Annotated in this window: 15 protein-coding genes; 4 read left to right on the top strand and 11 right to left on the bottom strand. The window is 50.2% G+C overall.

The window, feature by feature from the left end; translation table 11 throughout:
- Positions 1–325: 325 nt before the first annotated feature.
- The 11 genes from A4V09_RS15970 to A4V09_RS16020 all read right to left on the bottom strand — a co-directional run bounded on the left by A4V09_RS15970 (position 326) and on the right by A4V09_RS16020 (position 16,050).
- A complete protein-coding gene (locus A4V09_RS15970; protein WP_084043627.1) occupies positions 326–2,041 on the bottom strand; it encodes a DUF4091 domain-containing protein in 1,716 nt (571 codons plus the stop codon).
- Between the two features lie 25 nt (positions 2,042–2,066).
- Positions 2,067–3,644, bottom strand: coding sequence for an early set domain-containing protein (locus A4V09_RS15975; RefSeq protein ID WP_065543215.1), 1,578 nt, complete (start codon positions 3,642–3,644; stop codon positions 2,067–2,069).
- On the bottom strand, positions 3,631–4,995 hold the full coding sequence (locus tag A4V09_RS15980; RefSeq protein ID WP_065543216.1) for a M17 family metallopeptidase: 1,365 nt from the start codon (positions 4,993–4,995) through the stop codon (positions 3,631–3,633). Before A4V09_RS15980 ends, A4V09_RS15975 begins: the two co-directional genes overlap by 14 nt.
- Positions 4,992–8,174 carry an alpha-mannosidase gene (locus A4V09_RS15985; RefSeq protein ID WP_065543217.1) on the bottom strand — a complete coding sequence of 1,061 codons (3,183 nt, stop codon included), beginning with the start codon at positions 8,172–8,174 and terminating at the stop codon, positions 4,992–4,994. The genes A4V09_RS15980 and A4V09_RS15985 overlap by 4 nt, the downstream gene beginning before the upstream one ends.
- 2 nt (positions 8,175–8,176) lie before the next feature.
- A complete protein-coding gene (locus A4V09_RS15990; protein ID WP_065543218.1) occupies positions 8,177–9,541 on the bottom strand; it encodes a family 4 glycosyl hydrolase in 1,365 nt (454 codons plus the stop codon).
- Positions 9,538–10,500, bottom strand: a complete 963-nt coding sequence (locus A4V09_RS15995; protein ID WP_065543219.1) for a carbohydrate kinase family protein — start codon at positions 10,498–10,500, stop codon at positions 9,538–9,540. Before A4V09_RS15995 ends, A4V09_RS15990 begins: the two co-directional genes overlap by 4 nt.
- A 96-nt stretch (positions 10,501–10,596) precedes the next feature.
- The gene (locus A4V09_RS16000) at positions 10,597–11,508 is read right to left on the bottom strand and encodes a carbohydrate ABC transporter permease (protein WP_065543220.1); all 912 of its coding nucleotides are present in this window, start codon (positions 11,506–11,508) and stop codon (positions 10,597–10,599) included.
- A 22-nt stretch (positions 11,509–11,530) separates the two neighbouring features.
- Positions 11,531–13,267 carry an extracellular solute-binding protein gene (locus tag A4V09_RS16005; protein WP_065543221.1) on the bottom strand — a complete coding sequence of 579 codons (1,737 nt, stop codon included), beginning with the start codon at positions 13,265–13,267 and terminating at the stop codon, positions 11,531–11,533.
- Positions 13,268–13,298: 31 nt separating this feature from the next.
- The gene (locus A4V09_RS16010) at positions 13,299–14,237 is read right to left on the bottom strand and encodes an ABC transporter permease (protein WP_065543222.1); all 939 of its coding nucleotides are present in this window, start codon (positions 14,235–14,237) and stop codon (positions 13,299–13,301) included.
- Positions 14,238–14,313: 76 nt separating this feature from the next.
- A complete protein-coding gene (locus A4V09_RS16015; RefSeq protein ID WP_065543223.1) occupies positions 14,314–15,105 on the bottom strand; it encodes an endonuclease/exonuclease/phosphatase family protein in 792 nt (263 codons plus the stop codon).
- A 30-nt stretch (positions 15,106–15,135) separates the two neighbouring features.
- Positions 15,136–16,050, bottom strand: coding sequence for a CehA/McbA family metallohydrolase (locus tag A4V09_RS16020; protein ID WP_065543224.1), 915 nt, complete (start codon positions 16,048–16,050; stop codon positions 15,136–15,138).
- Between the two features lie 204 nt (positions 16,051–16,254).
- Between A4V09_RS16020 and A4V09_RS16025 the strand changes: the two genes are divergently transcribed.
- From A4V09_RS16025 to A4V09_RS16040, 4 genes are read left to right on the top strand one after another with little or no spacing between them, the layout of a single operon-like run.
- Positions 16,255–16,716: a DUF6669 family protein gene (locus A4V09_RS16025; RefSeq protein WP_065543225.1), complete on the top strand. Its 462-nt coding sequence runs from the start codon at positions 16,255–16,257 to the stop codon at positions 16,714–16,716.
- A 10-nt stretch (positions 16,717–16,726) separates the two neighbouring features.
- A complete protein-coding gene (locus tag A4V09_RS16030) occupies positions 16,727–17,668 on the top strand; it encodes a CehA/McbA family metallohydrolase (RefSeq protein WP_065543226.1) in 942 nt (313 codons plus the stop codon).
- Between the two features lie 4 nt (positions 17,669–17,672).
- Positions 17,673–19,430 carry a sensor histidine kinase gene (locus A4V09_RS16035; protein WP_065543227.1) on the top strand — a complete coding sequence of 586 codons (1,758 nt, stop codon included), beginning with the start codon at positions 17,673–17,675 and terminating at the stop codon, positions 19,428–19,430.
- Positions 19,423–21,045 (top strand): helix-turn-helix domain-containing protein, encoded by a 1,623-nt coding sequence (locus A4V09_RS16040; protein WP_065543228.1) that lies wholly within the window; start codon positions 19,423–19,425, stop codon positions 21,043–21,045. Before A4V09_RS16035 ends, A4V09_RS16040 begins: the two co-directional genes overlap by 8 nt.
- Positions 21,046–21,128 lie beyond the last annotated feature (83 nt).

Consider the following 21,128-nt stretch of genomic DNA (forward strand, 5'->3'; position numbering starts at 1 on the left):
TTCTGTTTTGTATATATTTACTATACATGGATAAGGGGGGAAATTATAGTTGAGAAATTGTAGGTTTTCTGTACGAATTCTAGACAGGGGAGTGGAAAAATTAGTGTCAACTGGAGAAATTCTAGGGTGTGTTTGAAAAGGAATGCAGGATGCAGGCGCTATAACTGATCAAGTTTACATAACTATTACTGTAAGCAGATAGAACAGCAGGGATTATTTGGGTTCCATGTCATATATATTATGGGATTTTGAGATTGATTTTTTAAGACAGGCGAATGATAGGCATTCGCCTGTAGATATTTTGAACTGTTATGAATGGATGGTATTATAGTCCGTATTCCTGATACAGCGCTTCAAGTAGATGGAGATCAGTGGCTTTCCTTGCCATGAACGAAATCTCACCATTGACCCTTTTTCTCAGCCGGAATAAAAAATCATGCTCCCTTGGATATTCTTTGAACGTAAGGTCCATGCCGGCCGTTTCACGGACAAGCTCTTCCACATATTCCCGGGACGTGTACTGTTCCAGCGCCTCAAGTGCCCGCAGATCCTCCATGGCATCTCTTAAAACCTCCAGCCTGATCGAAGAAAACGGCTGTCCCTCCGGCCCCGGATAGACAAGGAAGGCATCCCCTGAAGGGAAACTCTCTCCACTGTCTGTCACGGCAAAAGGGTCAATATGCCGCAGGGAAAACCTGGTGTTGTAAAAATTATATCCCCACTGAAGAAATCCCTGCATCCGGTACAGATAGAGCTGCACACCTAAAATGCGGTTTCTGCGGGAAGGCATGGCAAAAAAGCGATTGCTCACATCCACCCCCTGAACACAGCAGTAATACGTCCACAGATCCGCAACCCCCGCCTCCAGGAACGGCTCCAGATGGTCAGAGGCAACCACCGGACATTCTGCCAGACCAAGACGGTAAAATTCAAAGTCACTCAGAGCATCCAGAATTCTGCAGTCACCCAGTCCCCGGCGCATACACAGAACCGCGCTGCGGTAACTGTCTATATGGTTCATTCCAGGCTCGTCGGATACATGAAACCAGGTATGCTCCAGCACACCTTTCTCCTGCAAATACACCTTTAGCTGCGGCAGAAACTCCAGCAGGAAAGACTGGTATTCCTCTCCATCGGCACGGGTATCCCACCCGAATACCTGCCGCTGCCTTCCATTCTCCAGCGCTATGATCTTGGGAGCGGACCGGGCGCCCCACTGGGTGAACAGTGGTGCCATCTCAAACCAGGCCATACCACACTCCCTGCACAGGGAGATCCATCTTCCCAGCCCGGAGAATCCAAACCTCCATCCTTCTTTTGTCCGCTCTACCTCTATCAGTTGGACGGTTGTCCGCTCTCCACCCACAGCCGTATCCATGGGTGGTGTAAATAGTGGTGTCAAAACCATATTTATTCCGCTCTCTGCTGCCAGGGTGATAAACTTTCTCAGGATTTCCCAATGCTGTTCGGAAAAAACAGGTACCCTATAGTGATCCGCCAGACAATCCGCATGAAGCCACTCCGTATGCAGCAGCCTCTGAACCGGCAGTTTTCCACCATGCACTTTGAAGGCAGCCGCCTTTTTCCACAAAACCTCCCCGTTTTTCACACGGACAGAGACTTCTATAGGATAATCACCCGGCTTCATATCCTGTCCGACACATACCTGGATCCAAAGCGCCCTCCACTGTCCCGGCACTGCACGCGCGGTCCCGTCAGGCAGAGGCTCCAGCACATCGGGGAACATGCCCGGTTCCCTGGTCAGATAATCGTTATCAGATAAACCGCTGCAAGGGTAAGCACTGGGCACAAGCCCTGCCCGAAATATATGAAAGGAAATCCCCGGATGGCCGTCAATCTCAAAATGCAGATCTTCCTCCAGCATATGGGATTCGTCATGATCCACAGTGTAAGCAATCTGAAATGCCGTCCGCTCCCCGGCAAAACTTCCCGCACAAAGGGGATGATCCCGTTTTTTCGGCGGCTTTCCCGGGAAAATCTTATCCAGGGAATCCGCCAGGCAAAATTTATACTGATGCATCTGTCCTCCTCCTCTTCCCTTCCACTCAGAAGATCTCCACCTGCACCGCGCAGTCGGTGAAATCAAAGCGGAAACGCACGGCAGCATTGTCTTTTTCCACTGTGAACCTTCCCTTATTGGAACTTCCGCTTCTGGGATACCCGTCTCCGCAGTAAGTAGCTGACAGTGTCCCATAGGTGGAAACCGCAAAATCATAGGTTCCTGCATAAGGGATCACTACAGTCAGGGTGTATGTGTTGTTTCCTATATAATACATCCGCGTAACTTCACTGTTGGAATCGTTTCTCACCGCCCCCACATAAGGCTGGAAGCTCCCGTAAACCACCACTTTTTCCGGAAGCTTGATCCCTGTCTCCGGATCATAGACCTCCCTGGCGCCGTACGCGATCTGAAGCTCAGGATTGGCGGCCTGCTGTCTCAGACGGTGCCCCTCCTGCCACAGCCGCTTTACTGTCTCCTCCTGTCCAAAACCCATGGGACAGGACGGACTCTTTCTGTTTATCTGATAAAATGTCTGTGTATCTTTGGCTCCTTTGTCCCCCAACTCCATGGTTACAGGGGCATCGCCCAGCATACGGCGGAAAGGGATCTCAAAAAAGCCGTTCACATTATTCACTTCCAGCCACCGGTATGTATATTCCAGAAAATGGTTCCGCTTTGCAAAGTCCTGATGCGCGAACCAGGCGATCTGATCATATCCCCACCAGTCTTTTAAGGCCAGTTCCTCTCTGGAGTATTTTGCCGGGTCATCCACCACAAGGCCTCCCCAGTTGTCGTATTCCATAAGATAGGGCATGGCCTGCGCTGACCAGCCATTTGGATTTAATCCGCCCTCACTGTATCCCTCACGGACCAGTACCAGGTCTGTACCCTCCCGTTCCATAAGCGGAACCCGGGTAAAAGGCATGGCATGATAGTCAAACAACAGCGTTCCCCGCCGGTTCACTCCATGTGTGTGGGCATCCAGCAGCACCTTATGTCTCCTGCCATGAACGGACGCATACCTGCGTATCATCTCAAAAAGATCCTGCGTCTTTACCATCCCCCGGTCATCTGCCGTATAAAGATGCACCTGTCCCATATGCAGCGCTTCATAGCCGCAGTCGATATAGCGCGCTGCCCGGTAATAAAACCACATCCTGGCTTCCTTTCTGTTCAGATCAGGGATTCCCCCATTCTTTTCCGGTTCCTCTCTGTGGCTTACGAATCCCCCAGGTTCCCCCGGAAACAGGGTATCTGCCAGACAAAAGCACCTGTCCTCCGGCTCCATCCCAAAGTCACGGAACACAAACTCCGGTATCCTCACAGTCTCTATCTTCTGTGTCACCCACTCAAAAATACAGGCCTGCAGAATGATATCCGGGTCAACCTCATGTACCCTTTCTGCCAGTTCCTCTGACCTGGCAAAATGCTCCCTGTCATCTTCCATCATATACCAGATCCCTGAAGCCCGCCCCAGGAACTTCACTCCCAGCTCCCGTATCACACGCAGGTCATCCGAGAGGGTTTTGCTCTCAAAAAGCCCTGCCGCGGTCACTGCCCGCGACAGATAATTTTCCAGGACTTCCTTTGAAATCCTGCCGTCAAACTTATAATCTATCATCCCAGTTCCCCTTCTCCAAAAATGTAACAATGGAGGCAATATTGGCCCCTGTAGCCCCCTCTGCCATCCGATCGTCCCTTTCCCGCATCACACTTGGCCCCACTGCATCCAGATGTATCCATTTAACCCCTTTCTGAATAAAATCCTCCAGAAAACAGGCGGCCACACTGGCCCCGGCTCCTTTACCGGGCGCATAATTTGCCAAATCTGCGGTATTGCTCCAGGAAAGCAGTTCCCGGTAATGGCTGTCCATAGGCAGTCTCCACACCCGTTCCCCGGCCTTACGTGCAGCACATGTGAATCCGCTGCTTGCAAAATCATCGTTTGAGAACATCCCTGTCATTTTATCACCAAGTGCCGCCTGACAGGAATATGTAAGCGTAGCCAGGTCCAGAATCCTATCTGCCCCCTGCTGCTGGGCATAAACCAGGGCATCGGCCAGGATAAGCCTTCCCTCTGCATCCGTGTTATAGATTTCCACTGTGCATCCGTTTCCCATGGTGATCACATCTCCCATTCGGCACGCCTCCGGGCCAATGGCATTCTCCGCCAGGGGCAGAACGACCAAAAGGTTTTCGTACGTCCCCTCCCTGACAAGAATCTCAAAAGCCTCCAAAATGTTAGCCGCGCCGCACATATCGAATTTCATTCCTTCCATTGCTCCAATAGACTTTAAGTGATAGCCGCCGCTGTCAAAGAGAATCCCCTTTCCCACTAAAGCAGTCAAAGGCCGCCCCACCCCCCGCTCTGCGGTGAGCACTGCCAGTTTGGGTTCCTGCACGCTGCCCTGGTTCACTGCCAGGATACCGCCGAACCCTTGGGCTTTTAACTCTTCCCTGCCCAGTATCCTGCACTCTACGCCTAAATCCGCGCCCAGGTTCCTGATGTAAGCAGATAATCCCTCTGTCCCCAGGTAATTGGCCGGAAGATTGCCGAGACTTCTGGCATGGGCTATACATCTCCCTTCCAGTTCCCCGTACCGCACAGCACGTTCCAGCCCCTCATCCTCCGCCGCATGGCTTTCTATATAAAATACCGTGTCCCCAAAATCTGCCAGGCTCTCCCGCATCCCGAATATGTCTTTTCCCTTAAGGTCTTTTAGTCCTTCTTTCCGGAAGCAATATGCCCCCTGAAAGACAGAGCGCACGATCAGGCGCGCTGCTTCTCTTTGCTGCTCCAAAGGGATTCCATCCAGAGGGATCCTAAAACATTCCCCTCTCTGTTTTCCCATCCGGTTAAACTGTTCCGCCAGCCGTCCGGCATCCGCGTGATCCGGTATCACTTCCGTGCAGACCGGAATATCCAAAGTTTCAGTCCCACTTGTCTGCGGACATTTCAGAATAAATCTCATGTGGCCAAATCCCCGCTTTCCATTTTCTGACCGTCCTTCACACGCAGAAGCAGGGTCTTTATCTCATATGGATCCAGGAACACCTGAATCCCGGATGAAATGAAGGGGCTTTCCGGTTCTTCCATCAGATCACACTCACACCATTCCTCAACGTGAAATCCTGTACCTATCTTTACTTCTCCCCGTCTTCCCTGAAATTCATGGAATCTGAGTACGATCTCCTCCCCGTTTTCCGCCTGTTTCAGCGCATCTGTCACCAGGTTATCCCTGTCAAATGTTAATATGCTCCCATGCACAGCCGCGGCGCCTGCCTTGGCTTTGAGAGGTGTATTCAGGTCGAATGCCTCCTGCTCTATTGCCGCATTGTACCATTCCTCCGCGTGGGGCAGCAAAGAATAGGTGAATGTATGGCTGCCCAGGTCTGCGCTGTAGTCAGGGTCTGTAGCTGATTTTAAAAGGGTCAGCCGCATAGTATTTTCTTTCAGGTCACAGCCGTATTTGCAGTCATTGAGAAGCGCTGCCCCGTACCCGGTCTCCCAGATATCCACCCATTTGTGGGCTGCCACCTCAAACTTGGCTGCCTCCCAGCTTGTATTTCTTGTGATGGGACGCCGGATATTTCCGTTCTGGATATCAAATCTGGCGTCCACAGCCCGGATGTCCACCGGAAATGCGGCTTTCATCAGCTTCTGCCGTTCCTGCCAGTCTACGTCCGTACAAAAATCTATCCGCCTCTTTTCATTATAGAGACACATGGTCTGACGGATCCTGCTCTTATGGTATTTCCAGCTGAAGGACACCTCCGTGCCCAGGGCATGTTTCCCAATGCGGATATTGGTGCACTCCGTGATCTCTTCCATCTTTCTGTCAATACCGGGTTCCAGTTCCCAGGCATCAAAACAGCGGGGTTTGTCCTCAAAAATCTGGAGTACATTGGCACAGGCGCCACGGGGCAGGACCTCTCTTTTTGCCTCTCTGTCATAGATTCTGGAAAGCTGTCCCTTTTCATTCCAGCTGATCTCATAGAAAGGAGTCCTGATCTCCCCGGCTTTCACAGTCATCTCCTCCGGCTGCCCACAGGAAATCACCTCCGGCTGCCATTCAATCTCTGTGTAGGAGAAAGGTTCCATATCCTTTACCAGGATATACGCACCCTCCTCTTTCCAAACACAGGGAAGAGGAACCTTTGACCTATAAGCCCCATTCTGCATCCGGTAGAAATTACCCGTTCCCGCGTGATGCGCGCACAGAGACTCTGCTTCCTCCCTGGGTATCAGGACAACAGAAGTCCTCAGCCAATTGCTGTTGTTAAATACCGAAAACAAATGTGCCCCCGAACATTCCCGCACAAGCACAGCGCTGGCGGCCCGGTCTGCTTCCCTCAAAAGGGCAGCGGCTTTTTCATATTCTGCATGGCTGTCCTCATAGACCTCCTTTATGGAAGACCCCGGCAGAATGTCATGAAACTGCTGGCACAGCACAATCTTCCAGGCACGCAGAATCCTCTTGGCGTCATATGGAACCTTTCCAAATATCCTGGCTAAAACCGACTGTATCTCCACATCCCTGAGTGCATATTCCATTCTGCGGTTCATCCGTTTGTTATACGCCTGAGAGGTATACGTCCCCCGATGGAATTCCAGATAAAGTTCCCCGTCCCATACGGGAAGATAACCGTCCATGGGGTTCTCTTCTATTGTCTTGTTAAGATTACGGAAATATTCCGTCACCGATCGTTTTTTTACATGGGGGATTCCCGGCATTTTTTCGGCCATCTCCAACTGGCGGAGCATATCCCGGTTTGGCCCGCCTCCTCCGTCTCCATAGCCGTAGGAGATCAGCAGTTCCCGGTTCAAATCTTTGTTCTTATAATTATCCCAGACACTTTTCACTGCCCTGGGGCCGGAATTGCCGTTATATGTATAGTAATCCTCACCTGGATCTGAAGTAGTCACAAAGTGGGCGGTCACTCCCGTCCCGTCAATGCCCTTCCAGATAAAGGTATCGTAAGGCAGACGGTTGGTGTCATTCCAGCTTATTTTCGTAGTCATAAATGTATCCACACCGGACTTCTTTAAAATCTGGGGAAGGGCCCAGGAATACCCGAACACATCCGGCAGCCAAAGGAACTCACTCTCATAGCCGAATTCTTTACGGAAAAAATTCTTCCCCACCAGAATCTGACGGATGATAGATTCTCCCGAGGCGATATTACAGTCACACTCAACCCACATGGCCCCGGAAGGCTCCCATCTGCCCTGGGCTACACGCTTTTTGATATTCTCATAAATGTCCGGGTAGTCCTCTTTGATAAATTCATAGAGCTGGGGCTGGGACTGAAGGAAATGATAATCCCCGTATTTCTCCATCAGCCGGTTCACCGTGGAAAAGGAGCGCGCAGCCTTCTCTCTGGTATGGCACAGACGCCACAGCCAGGCCACGTCAATATGGGTATGTCCTGTCATTGTCACACAGACATCCGGTTTTCCCCGGCCATCCAGACATCCATCCAGATACCCCGCGGCCTCCGCCACACTTTTGTAGAATGCTCCGCTTCCCGGTTCGGTAAAATCCACAAGGCAGAAAGCCTTTACCAGTACATTCAGGATCCACTCCCGGTACTCGTTATCTGCTCCCAGAGTCTCATATGTCTCCAGAGCCGCTGTGGTTAGATAGTATAGATCATCTGCCCCTTTATCCAGCACGCCCATCTGCGCCCGGCGTATCTCCATCACATTGTCCTTTGGAATGCCACCCCCGCTTAGTCCTGTCCAAAGCCTGAATTTAAGACTTAGCTTCTGTCCGCATACTTCCGGGTCCAAAAATACTTCCCTGTGATTTCCGTCTACTGCCTGATAAGGTACATCATTTACATAGAGCAGACTTTCAAAGTTCCCGTTATTCCCGGTTCCCGCCAAAGCTCCGAAGTCAAAGAGGCCCAGCACCTCTGTGCCCCAAAGCTCCACGGGTATTTCTATCTCAGTGCTCAGCCAGTAATACTTGTCCCAGCCGCGAAAGGAAAATCCCACGCCAACCTCCATGGGGTCCTCCCCGGACGCGCTGTCACCTTCCTCCCAGAACAAAAAGGAGGGAATATCCCAAAGATCTCTGTACCTGAGCTCCCGCAGTTCCTCTGCCAGGTTCTTTATTCTGTCAAGATCATGAAAATCAAACGGCATTTTTACTCCTTTCCAAGCAGTCCCGCATATGCTCCGTCATAGTCTTCCAGTAGTTCCTTCGCCAGAGACCAGGAACTGACCAGGGGGTGAAGCATCAGTGCCCGGGCTGCGCACGAAAGGGAACCTGTCTTCACAGCCTCCACGGTCAGACGTTCATAATTTTTGATCAAACGTATGAGAATGTCACACTGCGGGGGCACCTCTGTGACTGCCACAGGGCGGATGCCCTCAGAAGATACATGGCAGGTCACTTCCACCACATCGTTGTCCGCCAGTCCGGGTATACAGCCCTGGTTTTCCACAGAAAGCACCAGGTATTTTCCTTCTGCACTCTGCATGCCTTCGATGCAGTCCAGCATAACGCCAGCATACCCCATTCCATCGGGAACCTCCAGACTTCCTTTTTCCGCAGCCGGACGTTTGGCAGCCCCTGATTCAATACTCATATAGGAGTTCTCCCTTAGCTGCATATAATATAAGAAAACCTGCAGTGCCCCCTCGGGGTCCGCATCCATATCCATGTTCTGCAGTTCACGCATCATCTGCCTGTTGAGCCTTTCTATAGTCTCTCCTCTGGCTGTACCGGCTTTTTGGATATTGGCAAGAGCTTTCTCTCTGTGATAGTAATAATACAGATACTCATTGGGCAAAAATCCTATGGTACGCAGCAGTTCCGGGTCAAACATAGCAAATTCCTGGATACCCCCAAGAAAACCGTCATCCTCAAGAAGCTTTGGAAGAATTTCTTTTCCCTCTTTTTTCACGCTTCGTATCCAGGAGAGATGGTTCAGCCCAAAGAACTCCACATACAGGTCATCCTCCTCTGCCCCCAGGCAGGCAGCCATACGGAACTTTGTGCTGCTTGGCGCATCACAGATCCCAATGACACGGTCATAGCCTGCAGACCTGAGAGCCTGGGTCACAAGCCCGGACGGATTGGTAAAATTAAAGATCCATGCATTAGGTGCATACTCTTTTATCATCCTGCAATAGTCCAAAAGCACAGGAATGGTGCGCACTGCCATGGAAAATCCCCCCACCCCTGTGGTCTCCTGGCCGATGACACCGTGCTTCAGGGCGATCTTCTCATCCAGTACACGGGAATGGTCACCGCCCACACGCAGGGTGGTCACTACATAATCCGCGCCGGTAAGAGCCTCCACGGGTGTCTGCGCTGCCCATACTTTCAGGTTTTCCCCTTTCCTGTCCACAACATGGCTGCACAGACGCTCAATGATCTTCTGCTTTTCCTCCTGGATATCATAAAGCGCTACCTGGTCAATATGCAGCTTTTTATATCTTTTTAAAAGTCCGTTGATAAATATGACGGTCCTCACCCCGGCACCGCCTATGATAGCTATTTTCATTGTTGATCCCCTTTCATTTCTTTCTTTTTATTTTTCTCAATAAAACGAAGCATTTCTTTTTCCTCAGGGAAACCGGTATTTCCCCCATGAGCGGATACGGAACAGGCACCGCAGGCGTTTCCGTACTGCAGACAGGACCCAATATCCTGGCCTTTCAGAAAGCCGTAAATATACCCTGCATTGAAGGAATCCCCTGCTCCGGTGGTGTCCACAGCCTGTACTTCATAGGAACCGCATCGGTGGACCACACCGTCTTTCACTGCCAGAGCGCCTTTTTTCCCCAGCTTGACCACGGCCTGCCCGCATTCCCTTGCAAAATGAAGGGCAGCCTCCTCTGCCGAATCCGTCCTGCTGTAGTGCTCCGCCTCTGTCTCATTCATAAAAAGGACATCGATCCACGGAAACAGTTCATAGATCCTGCCGCTCCAGTTCCCTGTAGGGTCCCATCCCACATCAAAAGAGACTGTGGCCCCTGTCTCTGTCTTCACCCGGCGCAGCAGTTGTGCGTAGGACTCATGGGAATCCTCCCCCTCGTATCCCGTCACATGGATATGCCGGGCCTGGCCTGCCTTTTCAACCTCTGCCCTGTCCATACTGATATCCTGGTTCGTTCCCCTGTAAGTGAGAAAGGAACGGTCATGCTCGTTGGTGAAGCTTAGAGAGATTCCGGTCCGCTCCCCCTTCCTGGTCACAAGCAGTTCCGTGTCCACGCCAGCCCCCTCAAAGGTCTTCCGGATCATGTGTCCGTAACAGTCATCCCCCACTGCGCCCTGGAAGACCGGACGGAGTCCCAGCCTGCCAAGGCCCAGCGTAAACAGGGCCGCACCGCCTCCCACATACGTTTCCATTGAGGGGATAAGCTCCTCCTGGCCCGGCGCCGGAAATTTCTCCACACCGGGAATAATAATATCTGCATTCACGTCTCCATAGACATAGACATCCCACTTCTTTTCACTCATATTTCTGCTCCTTTTGTCTTCATCTGTAAAACATCTGTTTTCCTGCCCGGCAGACCAAAAACCGGCTTTCAGCGCGAACTAAAAGCCGGTTTTTGGTCAACCCTTTACTGCCCCGATCATGGCACCCTGAGCAAAATACTTCTGCACAAAGGGATACACACACAGAATCGGAACTGTGGTGATCACCACTGCCGCCATTTTCAGGGAATCTGATGTGACAGCCGTGGCGTTCTGCGCCAGCGCCTGAGCCACGGATGTGATCTCCTGCTGGGAACTCATGGCCTTGCTCAGCATCTGCTGGAGCACGGTCTGCACCGGCCATTTGGAAGTATCACTCATGTAGAATGCCCCGGCGAACCAGTCATTCCAGTGATTCACAGCGGTGTAAAGCCCCACCACCGCGATCACCGGCTTGCTGAGCGGAAGCATAATACGGGTATAGATCTGAAAATAACTGCACCCGTCCAGCTTTGCCGACTCCTCCAGACTGTCCGGAATTCCTTCAAAAAAGGTTCTTGCCATCAAAAGATAGGTCACGCTCACCAGAGACGGAACCACATAAACCCAAAAACTGTTGAGCAGATGCAGGTTCTTATACTGGATATAGGTGGGAATCATACCTCCGCTGAACAACATAGTAAATGTTATCAGCATGGTGATCAGCTTGTTTCCCGGCAGCTCCTTCTGTTTCAGGGAAAATGCCGCCAGGGTCGTCACAGTCAGACTTAACACGGTCCCGATCACGGTTCTGGCGATCGTGTAACCATAAGCCCGTACAATACTGCCGTCCCTGAACACTTCCTTAATATTGTCAAACGTGGGTATTCTGGGCCAGAACCAGATGCCGCCCCTGGCAGCATCCTTTCCGTCATTAAATGCCAGAACCAGCACATTCAGACAAGGCAGTATGATCACCAGGCAGACAGCAATGACAATCATATATACAATAACCTGCACAGCGATATCCGTCCGGTTGGCCTTGATTTTGGTTTTTTGGCCTTTACTCATCTTAAACACCCTCTTTCACCTGTCAATGATAGAAGTTGACGGCGTCTTTGTCTTCGTTGTAGACATCAGCCACATAGTCCTCAAACTTCTCCACGCCTGCTGCCTTTAACTGACCGCGGAAAGACTCAATGATACTCTTCACCTCGTCATCGGATTTTGCAAAACATGCCTGGACGAATACTTCGTCCCAGTTGAGCAGATCCATTTGTGTCTTCACATCCTCCATTCCTTCTGAGGACAGATACGCCGGTGCGTCCAGTCCCGGTATCAGTTTTTTCTCATAAGGATAATCCGCTGCAACCTCAACACTTCTGGCAAAGGTATCGTTAGCGGACGCGCCCGGCCTTGCCTCTCCGAAGTTATTGATATTGTCTTTGTTGGTAAGTACAAATTCAAAGAAATAGTTTCCGCTGCCGCCGAATCCCGCCCCAACCTCGTTGAGCAGATAGTCCATGTTGCCGTCGCTCAGAGCCTGCTGTACCTCTTCCCTGAGAACCGGTTTTCCGTCAACCATATCGTAGCTTACGCCCTCTGCCCCATACTGGGCGATCATCTGTCCCTCTTTTGTGGAGAGCCAGTCAAAAAACCGGAAGATCTCTTCCGGGTTCTCCGCATCCGCGGAGATCGCCATACATCCCCTTGCGCTCTTGCCGTGCGTCACCTTTTTGTTGTCGCCCTGAATGTCATTGAGGGGACCCAGCGGGATCCAGTCGTCGGTCTGGTAAATAATATCCGTATAATTATTGACGTCAGCTATGATCGCGGAGTTATAACTCTTGCAGGCCTCCTGTGCACGGGTGGAGTCCATGGTGAAAAATTCCGGGTTCATAAGCCCTTCATCTATAAGGCGGCGGATATAATTAATCTCGTCATAGATGGAATCCCGCTCTGCCTCATGCTTCACTTTTCCGTCGGTATCTATATTATAGTTTTTGCTCACACCCCAGCGGTATCCCGGACAGATATACTCCAGGGTATCCACAGAACCGCCCCAGTATTTTGGTCCCAGCGGATAGACAGCATTTCCGTTCTTGTCTTTAAAACCGCCTTCTTTAATCTTCACAAGCAGATCATAGAGATCATCCTGTGTCCTGATATCATCCACATTAACTCCAAGCGCATCTATAATAGACTTCTGGATATACATGCCGCCCCGGTAATCCTCCTCCGGATTATATTTGAGGGATTTGTCTGTGGCATCCACATTCATCTGCCACAGATATACGCCGTCCAGGTCGTCCCGGAATGTGACATTCTTGTAGGAATCCCAGGGAAGATAATCATCCTCATAATATCTGGAATACACTTCTGAGTTTTTCATGTACTCCGATACATCCGCAAACATTCCCTCTTTTGCCGCCTTGGACAGCAGCGGAAACTCCGGCCTTGTAGAGTTGTCCAGATAGGAAACGATCACATCCGGAATGGTGCCTGATGCCAACTGGGAAGCCAGCACTTTTGCATCACTGTCTCCAGGTGTATATTTCACATCCAGCTTGATCCCTGTCAGCTCTGTGATCTTCTTCATAGTGGGTGTGTTGTTCAAATCCTTGGGAAGGGAATTTCCAATGTCATCCACATATGCCTGGATGGTGATCGTGCGGTCTGCGATCCAGGTATCCGGTTTTCCTTCTTTACTCTCTGTACCTACATTTTTGGCTGTCTCTTTGCCGTCTCCTCCGCACCCGGCCAGAACACCTGCCGTCATGGCGCCGCAAAGCGCAAGGGCGAGCACTTTCTTTACTGCTTTTTGTTTCATATCTTTTCCTCCTTTACCTTCTCCGATCACGCTACCAAAGCCCGACTTCTGTAATTTTCTTACATACCTTATTGCAGATCACAACCAGGATCAATCCCACGACGCCCTGTATCAGCCCGATGGCGGTTGCATACCCAAACTGGCCTCCCTGCAGTCCCACCCGGACCACATATACATCCAGGGTATCTGCCAGCGTCATGTTACCGGGCGTACGCAGCAGCCAGATCTGATCCACGCCTGAGGAAAGCAGACCTCCAATCCCCATAATGAACAGAAGGCCGATGGTTCCCCTGATTCCGGGTAAAGTAATGTGCCACATTTTCTTCAGTTTTCCGCATCCGTCCATCTCAGCCGCCTCATAGAGAGCTGTGTCTACACTGCTGATCGCCGCCAGATAGATGATGGAATCCCATCCGATATTTCTCCACAGGTCCATGGAGAACAGAATCTTCAGGAAATACTTGGCATCCATCATAAAGAATGTGCCCCCGTCCCCTCCAAGGCCTGCTATGAGCTGATTCAGAATACCGGTATCCGGTGCAAGAATCCTCTGAAGCATGGTCACAATGATAACGGATGACAGGAAATGAGGCAGGTATGTAATGGTCTGCGTCACTTTCTTGAATTTCATATTTCTGATCTCATTGAGCAGCAGTGCCAGAATGATCGCGAACGGAAACTCCAGCACACATTTGATAAACCCGATCCTGAATGTGTTCAGGATCAGCCTGGGTGCGTCATAGCTTTCAAAAAAAGTCTTGAAATATTTAAACCCTACCCAGGGGCTTCCCCAGATGCCCTTGTTAAAAGAGTAATCCTTGAAAGCCAGAACGGAGCCGGCCATGGGCACATAACAGATCAGTGTGTAATAGATAAGTGCCGGCAGCAGCATCACGTACAGCGGCCAGTACCGGACAAGCCGTTTTCCAATGGGCTGCTTTTGTTGTTTTGGCTGCTTTTCTTTTTGCATTTGGTATCCTCCTTCCTTCTGGTATCTATTATATTTTTTCCTGACGAATTTCCACAATGGATAAAAATCAATTATTTCATGGACATTTCTCTTCCCTGTCAGCTTCAGGTTCCAGCACCGCACAGACCGGATAATGGTCAGACAGCCAGACTTCCCCGTCTCTGTCCTCCCATTTTTCCACACTTCGGCAGCTAAATGGCGTGCCGGCAAAAATATAGTCAATGCTCTCCGGCATATCCTCCGGCTCAAACCCATGGTAGGTGATGCCGATTCCCTCTGTGACATTTACAAAATCCCTGCGGGACTGCAGGACTGCCAGTTCCGGGCTGTCCGGCTCTGCGTTAAAGTCCCCGGCCAGGATCACAGGGATCCCCCCAAATGCCGGCTCCCGGTCCGCCCTTTCTAACAGCCGTGTAAGTCCCAGTCTTCTGGCCTCTGCCCCCAGATGGTCCAGATGGATGTTATACAGCCGGAACAAAAATCCCTTTCCCGGTTCTTCGGTATATTCAAACACAGCCCCAGTGCAGACCCTGGGACAGATACTCTGGCATGGGTAACGGCTTCCCGGCACCTCCGGTTTCTCTGACAGCCAAAAAGTATCCATGGAGATCAGATTCACACTGTCCTTTTTGTACGCCACAGACACCTGCTCATCCCTCAGATGTTCATCCCTGCCGCACCCTATCACATAATATCCCTCTAAATTCTCTTTCAGCCACACTGCCACATGGGGAAGCACCTCCTGAAAACAGATGATATCCGGCTGTTCCTTCTGAATCTTTGCGGCGATCAGTTCCCTGCGCCGGCAAAAACAATTCTCTTTGTCCTGTCCAAAATCACAACGGATATTAAACGTGACCAGTTTCATACTTTTCCTCCCTTCTCCCAACAGGACTTTTTACAAAAGCCAGAGCCATATTGGCTGTGACCAGGCTTTCTCCCCGTCCGCGTTCTTCACTACAAGGCGCACATATTCCTCGTCTCCGTTCAGGACAAAGGTTCCGCTTTTCAAATTTCCCTGGTCATCATGAAGGTGTCCGCTTCTGTGCGGGGTCTTAAAATAAATGTCCGTACAGCCGCTGCAGAAGGCACAGGCAGCACCATCCTCCACGTAAAAATCATGGATCAGAGGACCCGAGGAGGCATAAAAGCTTCCGTCTCTCAGCGCCTCGAAGATACCCCTGTGGGTAAGTTCCCGGGCTTTTGCCATGATAAACCCGCCCAGGCTGTGCGGCCCCAGCTCATGGGTATCATCTGACGCAAAGCAATACGTCCTGTTCCTCACAAACAAAAAATGATCATAATACGTCTCTGAATTCCCGTTACTATCCTCAAACTCTGCCACATGATTGTAGATCTCCATTCCCAGCAGTCCGTGGATATTCTTGATATCCGTGGAGTCCACCTTGGACCAGTAGGGATGGGCATAGATGGTGACATTGCCCCGCTGTGCCATATACTCAAGGATTCTCTGGGGTGTGCACAGGGTATTGCCTGTTCTCTCCTCCTCAAAACGGTAATCATCAGGAATCCGGTTCGTCTCAGGCAGACCGATACTCACAAGATGATGGTCCTTGCGCTCAGGCATCTCCAAATCCAGCTCTGTGCCGGGAAATACGAGAAAATCCTCTCTGTTTAGCGCTTCATGGACCCCGTAGACCCAGTGGTCCGTAATAGCCAGAAAGGAATACCCCTCCTGCCTGTACCGCTCTGCCACCTCCCACGGTTCACCGCTTCCGTCTGAGCGTGTGGTATGGGTGTGGAGATTTCCCTTATAAAAATTCCCGGACTGATACAATGTTCTCTTCTGCATCTTCTATCCTCTCTTCCCAAAATTCTGCCTCAGCAATTTGGCATGGGCATATTATAAAGCACTTTCTTTTCAAAATAGAATGAAGATTTCTCAAAAAATCAATGGACAATTCTACGATACTCCCAAATCTATTGAATCCTGTTTTCATGTGTAGTATCATTTAACCAAATTCTATTAACACTTTTTTCGGGAGGAGATACATCTATGAAAGTACTTTATAAGGTTGGAGGAACACTGTCAAGAGACTTTATGGGACAGATCTCCTATACCGTATGCCTGGACCGGAAATACGAAGAACTGGACATCGGGTTTTCTTTTGATAAACAGAGATACACAGCGGCGGAGGTCACAGAGGACGTGGTCAGGGACCTGACAGACTACTGCCGAAGCCATTATGACTTGGAACTGCCTCCCGATGCAGATCCGGCAAAAGAAATTGCAGAAAGTACCAAAACGGAGATTCACACACTGGCCTCTCTCAATGACCGGTTCATCGGCTGTATCCACCGGCAGCTCACTGACAGACACATGCACTTTTCAGCCTCCTCTGCCACAGAGGGCTGTATCCCTCAGCCGGAACTGGAAGGAGTTCTGAAGGTGACCATACTTGTCTTCAATGTTCTGATGGATGACACACATTATACACTGCAGGTTTCTGCCAGATAAGGAGGTTCTCATGTACAAACGACTGGAATTACATAATCACACCACAGAGTCCGACGCTTCCCTCACTTGTGAAGATCTGCTTCACTGGATGGAAGCAGATCAGGTGGACGCCTTTGGCCTTACAGACCACAATACCATCTCCGGCCATCCCAAAATGCAGAAGCTGCTGCAAGAGCGCAGTTTGGACATACAGTGTATTTACGGCATGGAGTACACCACCTATTACGGACACATTCTCTGTCTGAACTTAAAAGAGTATGTGCCCTGGGAAACCATTGACCGCCGCCGCCCGGAACTGTTGTTTCAGGCCATCAAAAAAAAGAATGCCCTGGCAGGCATTGCCCATCCCTTTTCCTACGGTTACCCTTTTGCCCGGGGATGCCGCTTTGAGATGGAGCTTACAGATTACAGCTGCGTAGATTTTATTGAAATTTTCAATAACCCGGAACCGCTTCACCAGGTCAATGAAAAGGGACTGCTTCTCTGGGAAGATCTGGTGCTGAAGGGGCTGCCCATTGCCATGACCTGTGGCATGGACCTGCACGGACGCTGGGAGATGGGGAATCAGTTTGCCACCTTTATCCAGGGGGAACCGGGCGGTGATATTTCCGCGGAACTGGAACTGGCAGTCCGCAGCCGGAAAACCTGTATCTCCAAAGGGCCGGTTCTGGAGGTTTCCATGACCCCTGACAGCCGCTTCCTTACATTTCATCTGGCTGACACAAAAAAACCCGGCTTCTCCTGTCCGGATGCCTCCGGATATCTGGTAACACTCAAAACCGCTGCGGATACTTATACCACGTCCCCGGACGGAACGTTCCCCATAGAGAAACTAAATGGCGCAGAATATGCAATTCCAAAATTATACTATAAAACTGCGGATATGGAAAACCTGGTCTGTGTGGCCCCGGTTCTGCACCTTGCAGGGCAGGACCTCCCGCCGGGGATGTGACGTTATGAAATGGAAAGGTATTTATTCGCACCGCATCTTTACGCAGCTTGTTGTCTTTACTCTTTTGATCAGTCTGATCCCCACCTTGTCCATCACCAGTTTTCTGTTCTACAAGCTGGAGAACATGGTCAAGACCGAGCTTTCCAATTCCTATCGGCAGATGACCTCTCAGTACATAAAAAATATTGATGAAAAACTGACCCAGTACCAATACAGCCTGGACGTGATCGCCGACAATACGGTGATCCTGGAAGCTCTGGTGGATGAGACAAAAAGTCCTTATATTAAAGGAGAACAGATCAGCAGTGAGGTCACAAAGTCCCTGCTCCTGGACCGTCAGAAAGAGATCCGCAATTGTATGCTCTACTCTGATATGGATGAGTACCCCGTATACGGAAAACGGGCTTCCATGGTCAAGGAGGCCGGACACGAGGAATGGTTTCTGCGGGAACGCGCTGTGAAGGAAGGCAGCTTCAGCTATATCTCCAGTGCAGGCAATATTCCTGTTCTCTCCTTCGTTAAAAACATGGAAAATGTCAATATCCATAACTATGAAAAAAAACAGCTGGGTTTTCTAAAGCTGGACCTATACATGGAGCTGGTCTTCAAGCCTGCCAACACAGACCATGAGAAGGATTCCTCCTATGATGTCATTGTCTACAGTGACAAAAATGAACTCCTGTATTCCTCAGCACCCCGAAAGGATTCCCTGCTGGACGCATGGCTTAATACGGAAGACTCCGCAGAACTGCTTGACGGCTTTACCGTCAAACATGAGAATCTGAAGGAAAGTTCCCTGAACGTCCTGCTTTTGTTTGACAATCATCAGCTGGCTGTCAAGCAGCAGACCGTAAGGCAGATGGTTCTGCCCATCCTTCTTGGTGTCACTCTGCTCATTATATTCTGGGCCTGGCTCTACAGCCGGAACTTCTCAGCCAGGATCGGATGTCTGGTCCAAAAATTCCACAAGGCCGAGACTGGTGACCTGAATATCTACGGGCCTATCGCAGGCAATGATGAAGTGTCAGAGCTGGACCGCCAGTTTTCTCACATGCTTAAGAAGCTGAATACCCTGATCCAAAAAAATTATATCCGGGAGCTGGAGAACAAAGAAGCCCAGCTAAAAAATCTGCAGCTTCAGATCAATCCTCATTTTCTCTACAACACCCTGGAAACCATCAGCTCTATAGCCGCGGTAAAACAGGTATTTGATATCTGCGATATCTGTCAGAAACTGGGGGAGATCTTCCGCTATAACCTGGGGAAAAATTACGGAGAATTTGTGACTGTGGCACAGGAACTGGGCCATGTACAGAATTATATCTTTATTATCAAAAAGCGATATGGAAATCGGTTTGAGGTATTCTACAATATCTCCCTGGACACAGACCAAGTCATGACACTCCGCTTCATCCTGCAGCCCATCATTGAGAATGCAATTCTTCACGGTCTGGTCAAACAGACCACCACAGGCACGCTGGAGCTCTCCGTCTGGGAGGAGGAGAACTGTCTGATGATACGTGTGGAGGACGACGGGATCGGCATGGATATCCAGAAAGTGGAGGAACTGAACCGCTCCATAAACGTAGCGGACAACCTGACCAAAACAGGACGGAACATTGGTATCCGCAATGTGAACCAGAGGATCAAACTCGCCTGCGGGGACAAGTACGGCATCACCGTAAAAAGCACTCTTCACTATGGCAGCCAGTTCGATATAAGGCTGCCCCTCATTCGGAAAGGAGAAAAAACGGATGAATAGGAACCTGCTGATCGCAGATGACGAAGAACTCATTAGAAAAGGCCTGATCGCCCGTCTCAGCTATCTGGGATTTGAATTCGGCCAGATCATGGAGGCAGAAAGCGGCTCTGAAGCGCTGGAGGCTGTCAGTCAGAATGCCATATCCATTGTCATCACGGATATCAAGATGCCTGATATGGACGGACTGGCTTTTATCCGTGAGGCCAAGAAACGCTCTCCCCATCTGCGCTTCATGGTGTTAAGCGGTTACGCCGAGTTTGAATATGCCAAAACTGCGTTAAGTCTGGGGGCCAGCGCGTATCTGCTGAAGCCCCTGTCCAACAAGGATTTAAAGGAAGAGCTGGACAAACTGCTCATGCAGGTGGAGGTGGATACAAGAATACGCCGGGACATTACTTCCAGGAAAAAACTGGAGGAGGAGAATATTGCGTACACCCTGGAAAAGGAAGTCAATGCCCTCCTCCACGAGCCGGCAGAGGAAACTTCAGCAACAGATAAATATCCCGCATTCTATCAAAAGATTTCCCCCGCCCCTGGAAAACGCCTCCTCCTGGGGATCATCAACATTGAAGAAAAAAGCTGTGAGAATCATTTCAGTAAAGGCGACACGGAACTGATCCGGTTTGCAGTCAAAAATGTGTTTGACGAGATCAGTTCCCCCGGCAAGGTCCTTCTGGTCAACAGCATTATCCACAAACATCAGATGTATGCTGTCTTTGAGGGCAGCAGCAGTGAATCCTCCGTTCTCCGCCGGGAGGTGGAGCAGTTCTTCCTGGAGATGCGGACAGTTCTGGAGAAACAGATGGGTATTTATCTGACCATGGGCACCAGCAGCCAGACCCGCAGGTTCTCTGCCGGCATGTTAGGGGAGGCGGAATCCGCACTGCGCCAGCGTACCATCTACGGTGATGGCAATCTCTATTTCTATGAGGACAACACGGTTTTTTCCGGAAAATCCTTCCCTGCATCCGAGCTGTACTTCCTGGAACAATATCTGGTCCAGGGCAATATCAACGGCATTCACAAGCTCCTGTCCGAATTGTTCTCCGAGGGAATGCTCCTAAACTGCGGGGTTTCCTACATCAGGATCTTGTGGGTGCGTATCCTGAACCTCCTCTTAAAATATTATGAGCCGGAGATACGCCAATACATCGGCGTTGAAGACCTTCTGCACAACTTCCGGGTTCTGGATGAACTCTGCCTTCCAGAAAAAACACACCGTTATATTTCGGAGATCGTCACTGACTGTATCAGCAAGCGGGGTATGCAGGATGCCAGTTCCAAAGATAAGATACTTCTGGCAGCACAATATATTAAAAAACATTATAACGAAAACCTGGCCATAAACAGTCTGGCAGAACTCTACAACATGAGTCCCAACTACTTCTCCTCTGTCTTCAAGAAGGAACTGAACCAGTCCGCAGTAAACTATATCACAGAAGTCCGTATGGAAAAAGCCAGGGAATATCTCAAAGATACTGACCTGAGTGTGATCGAGATTGCAGAAAGGGTGGGATATGAGGACAGTCAATACTTTTTCCGGGTCTTTAAAAGGACAGCCGGGGTCACACCCCTTCAGTTCCGCCAGCAGCACAGGCTCAATATGTCTATGTAGAAATATCTACTCCAAAATGGTGATATATCCATTTTCCCTTTTTCTGTTCTGATGTATATTGTTGAATGCAGAAAAAAGAAAGA

The sequence above is a fragment of the Blautia pseudococcoides genome, assembly GCF_001689125.2.
In the GTDB taxonomy this organism is placed as follows: domain Bacteria; phylum Bacillota; class Clostridia; order Lachnospirales; family Lachnospiraceae; genus Blautia; species Blautia pseudococcoides.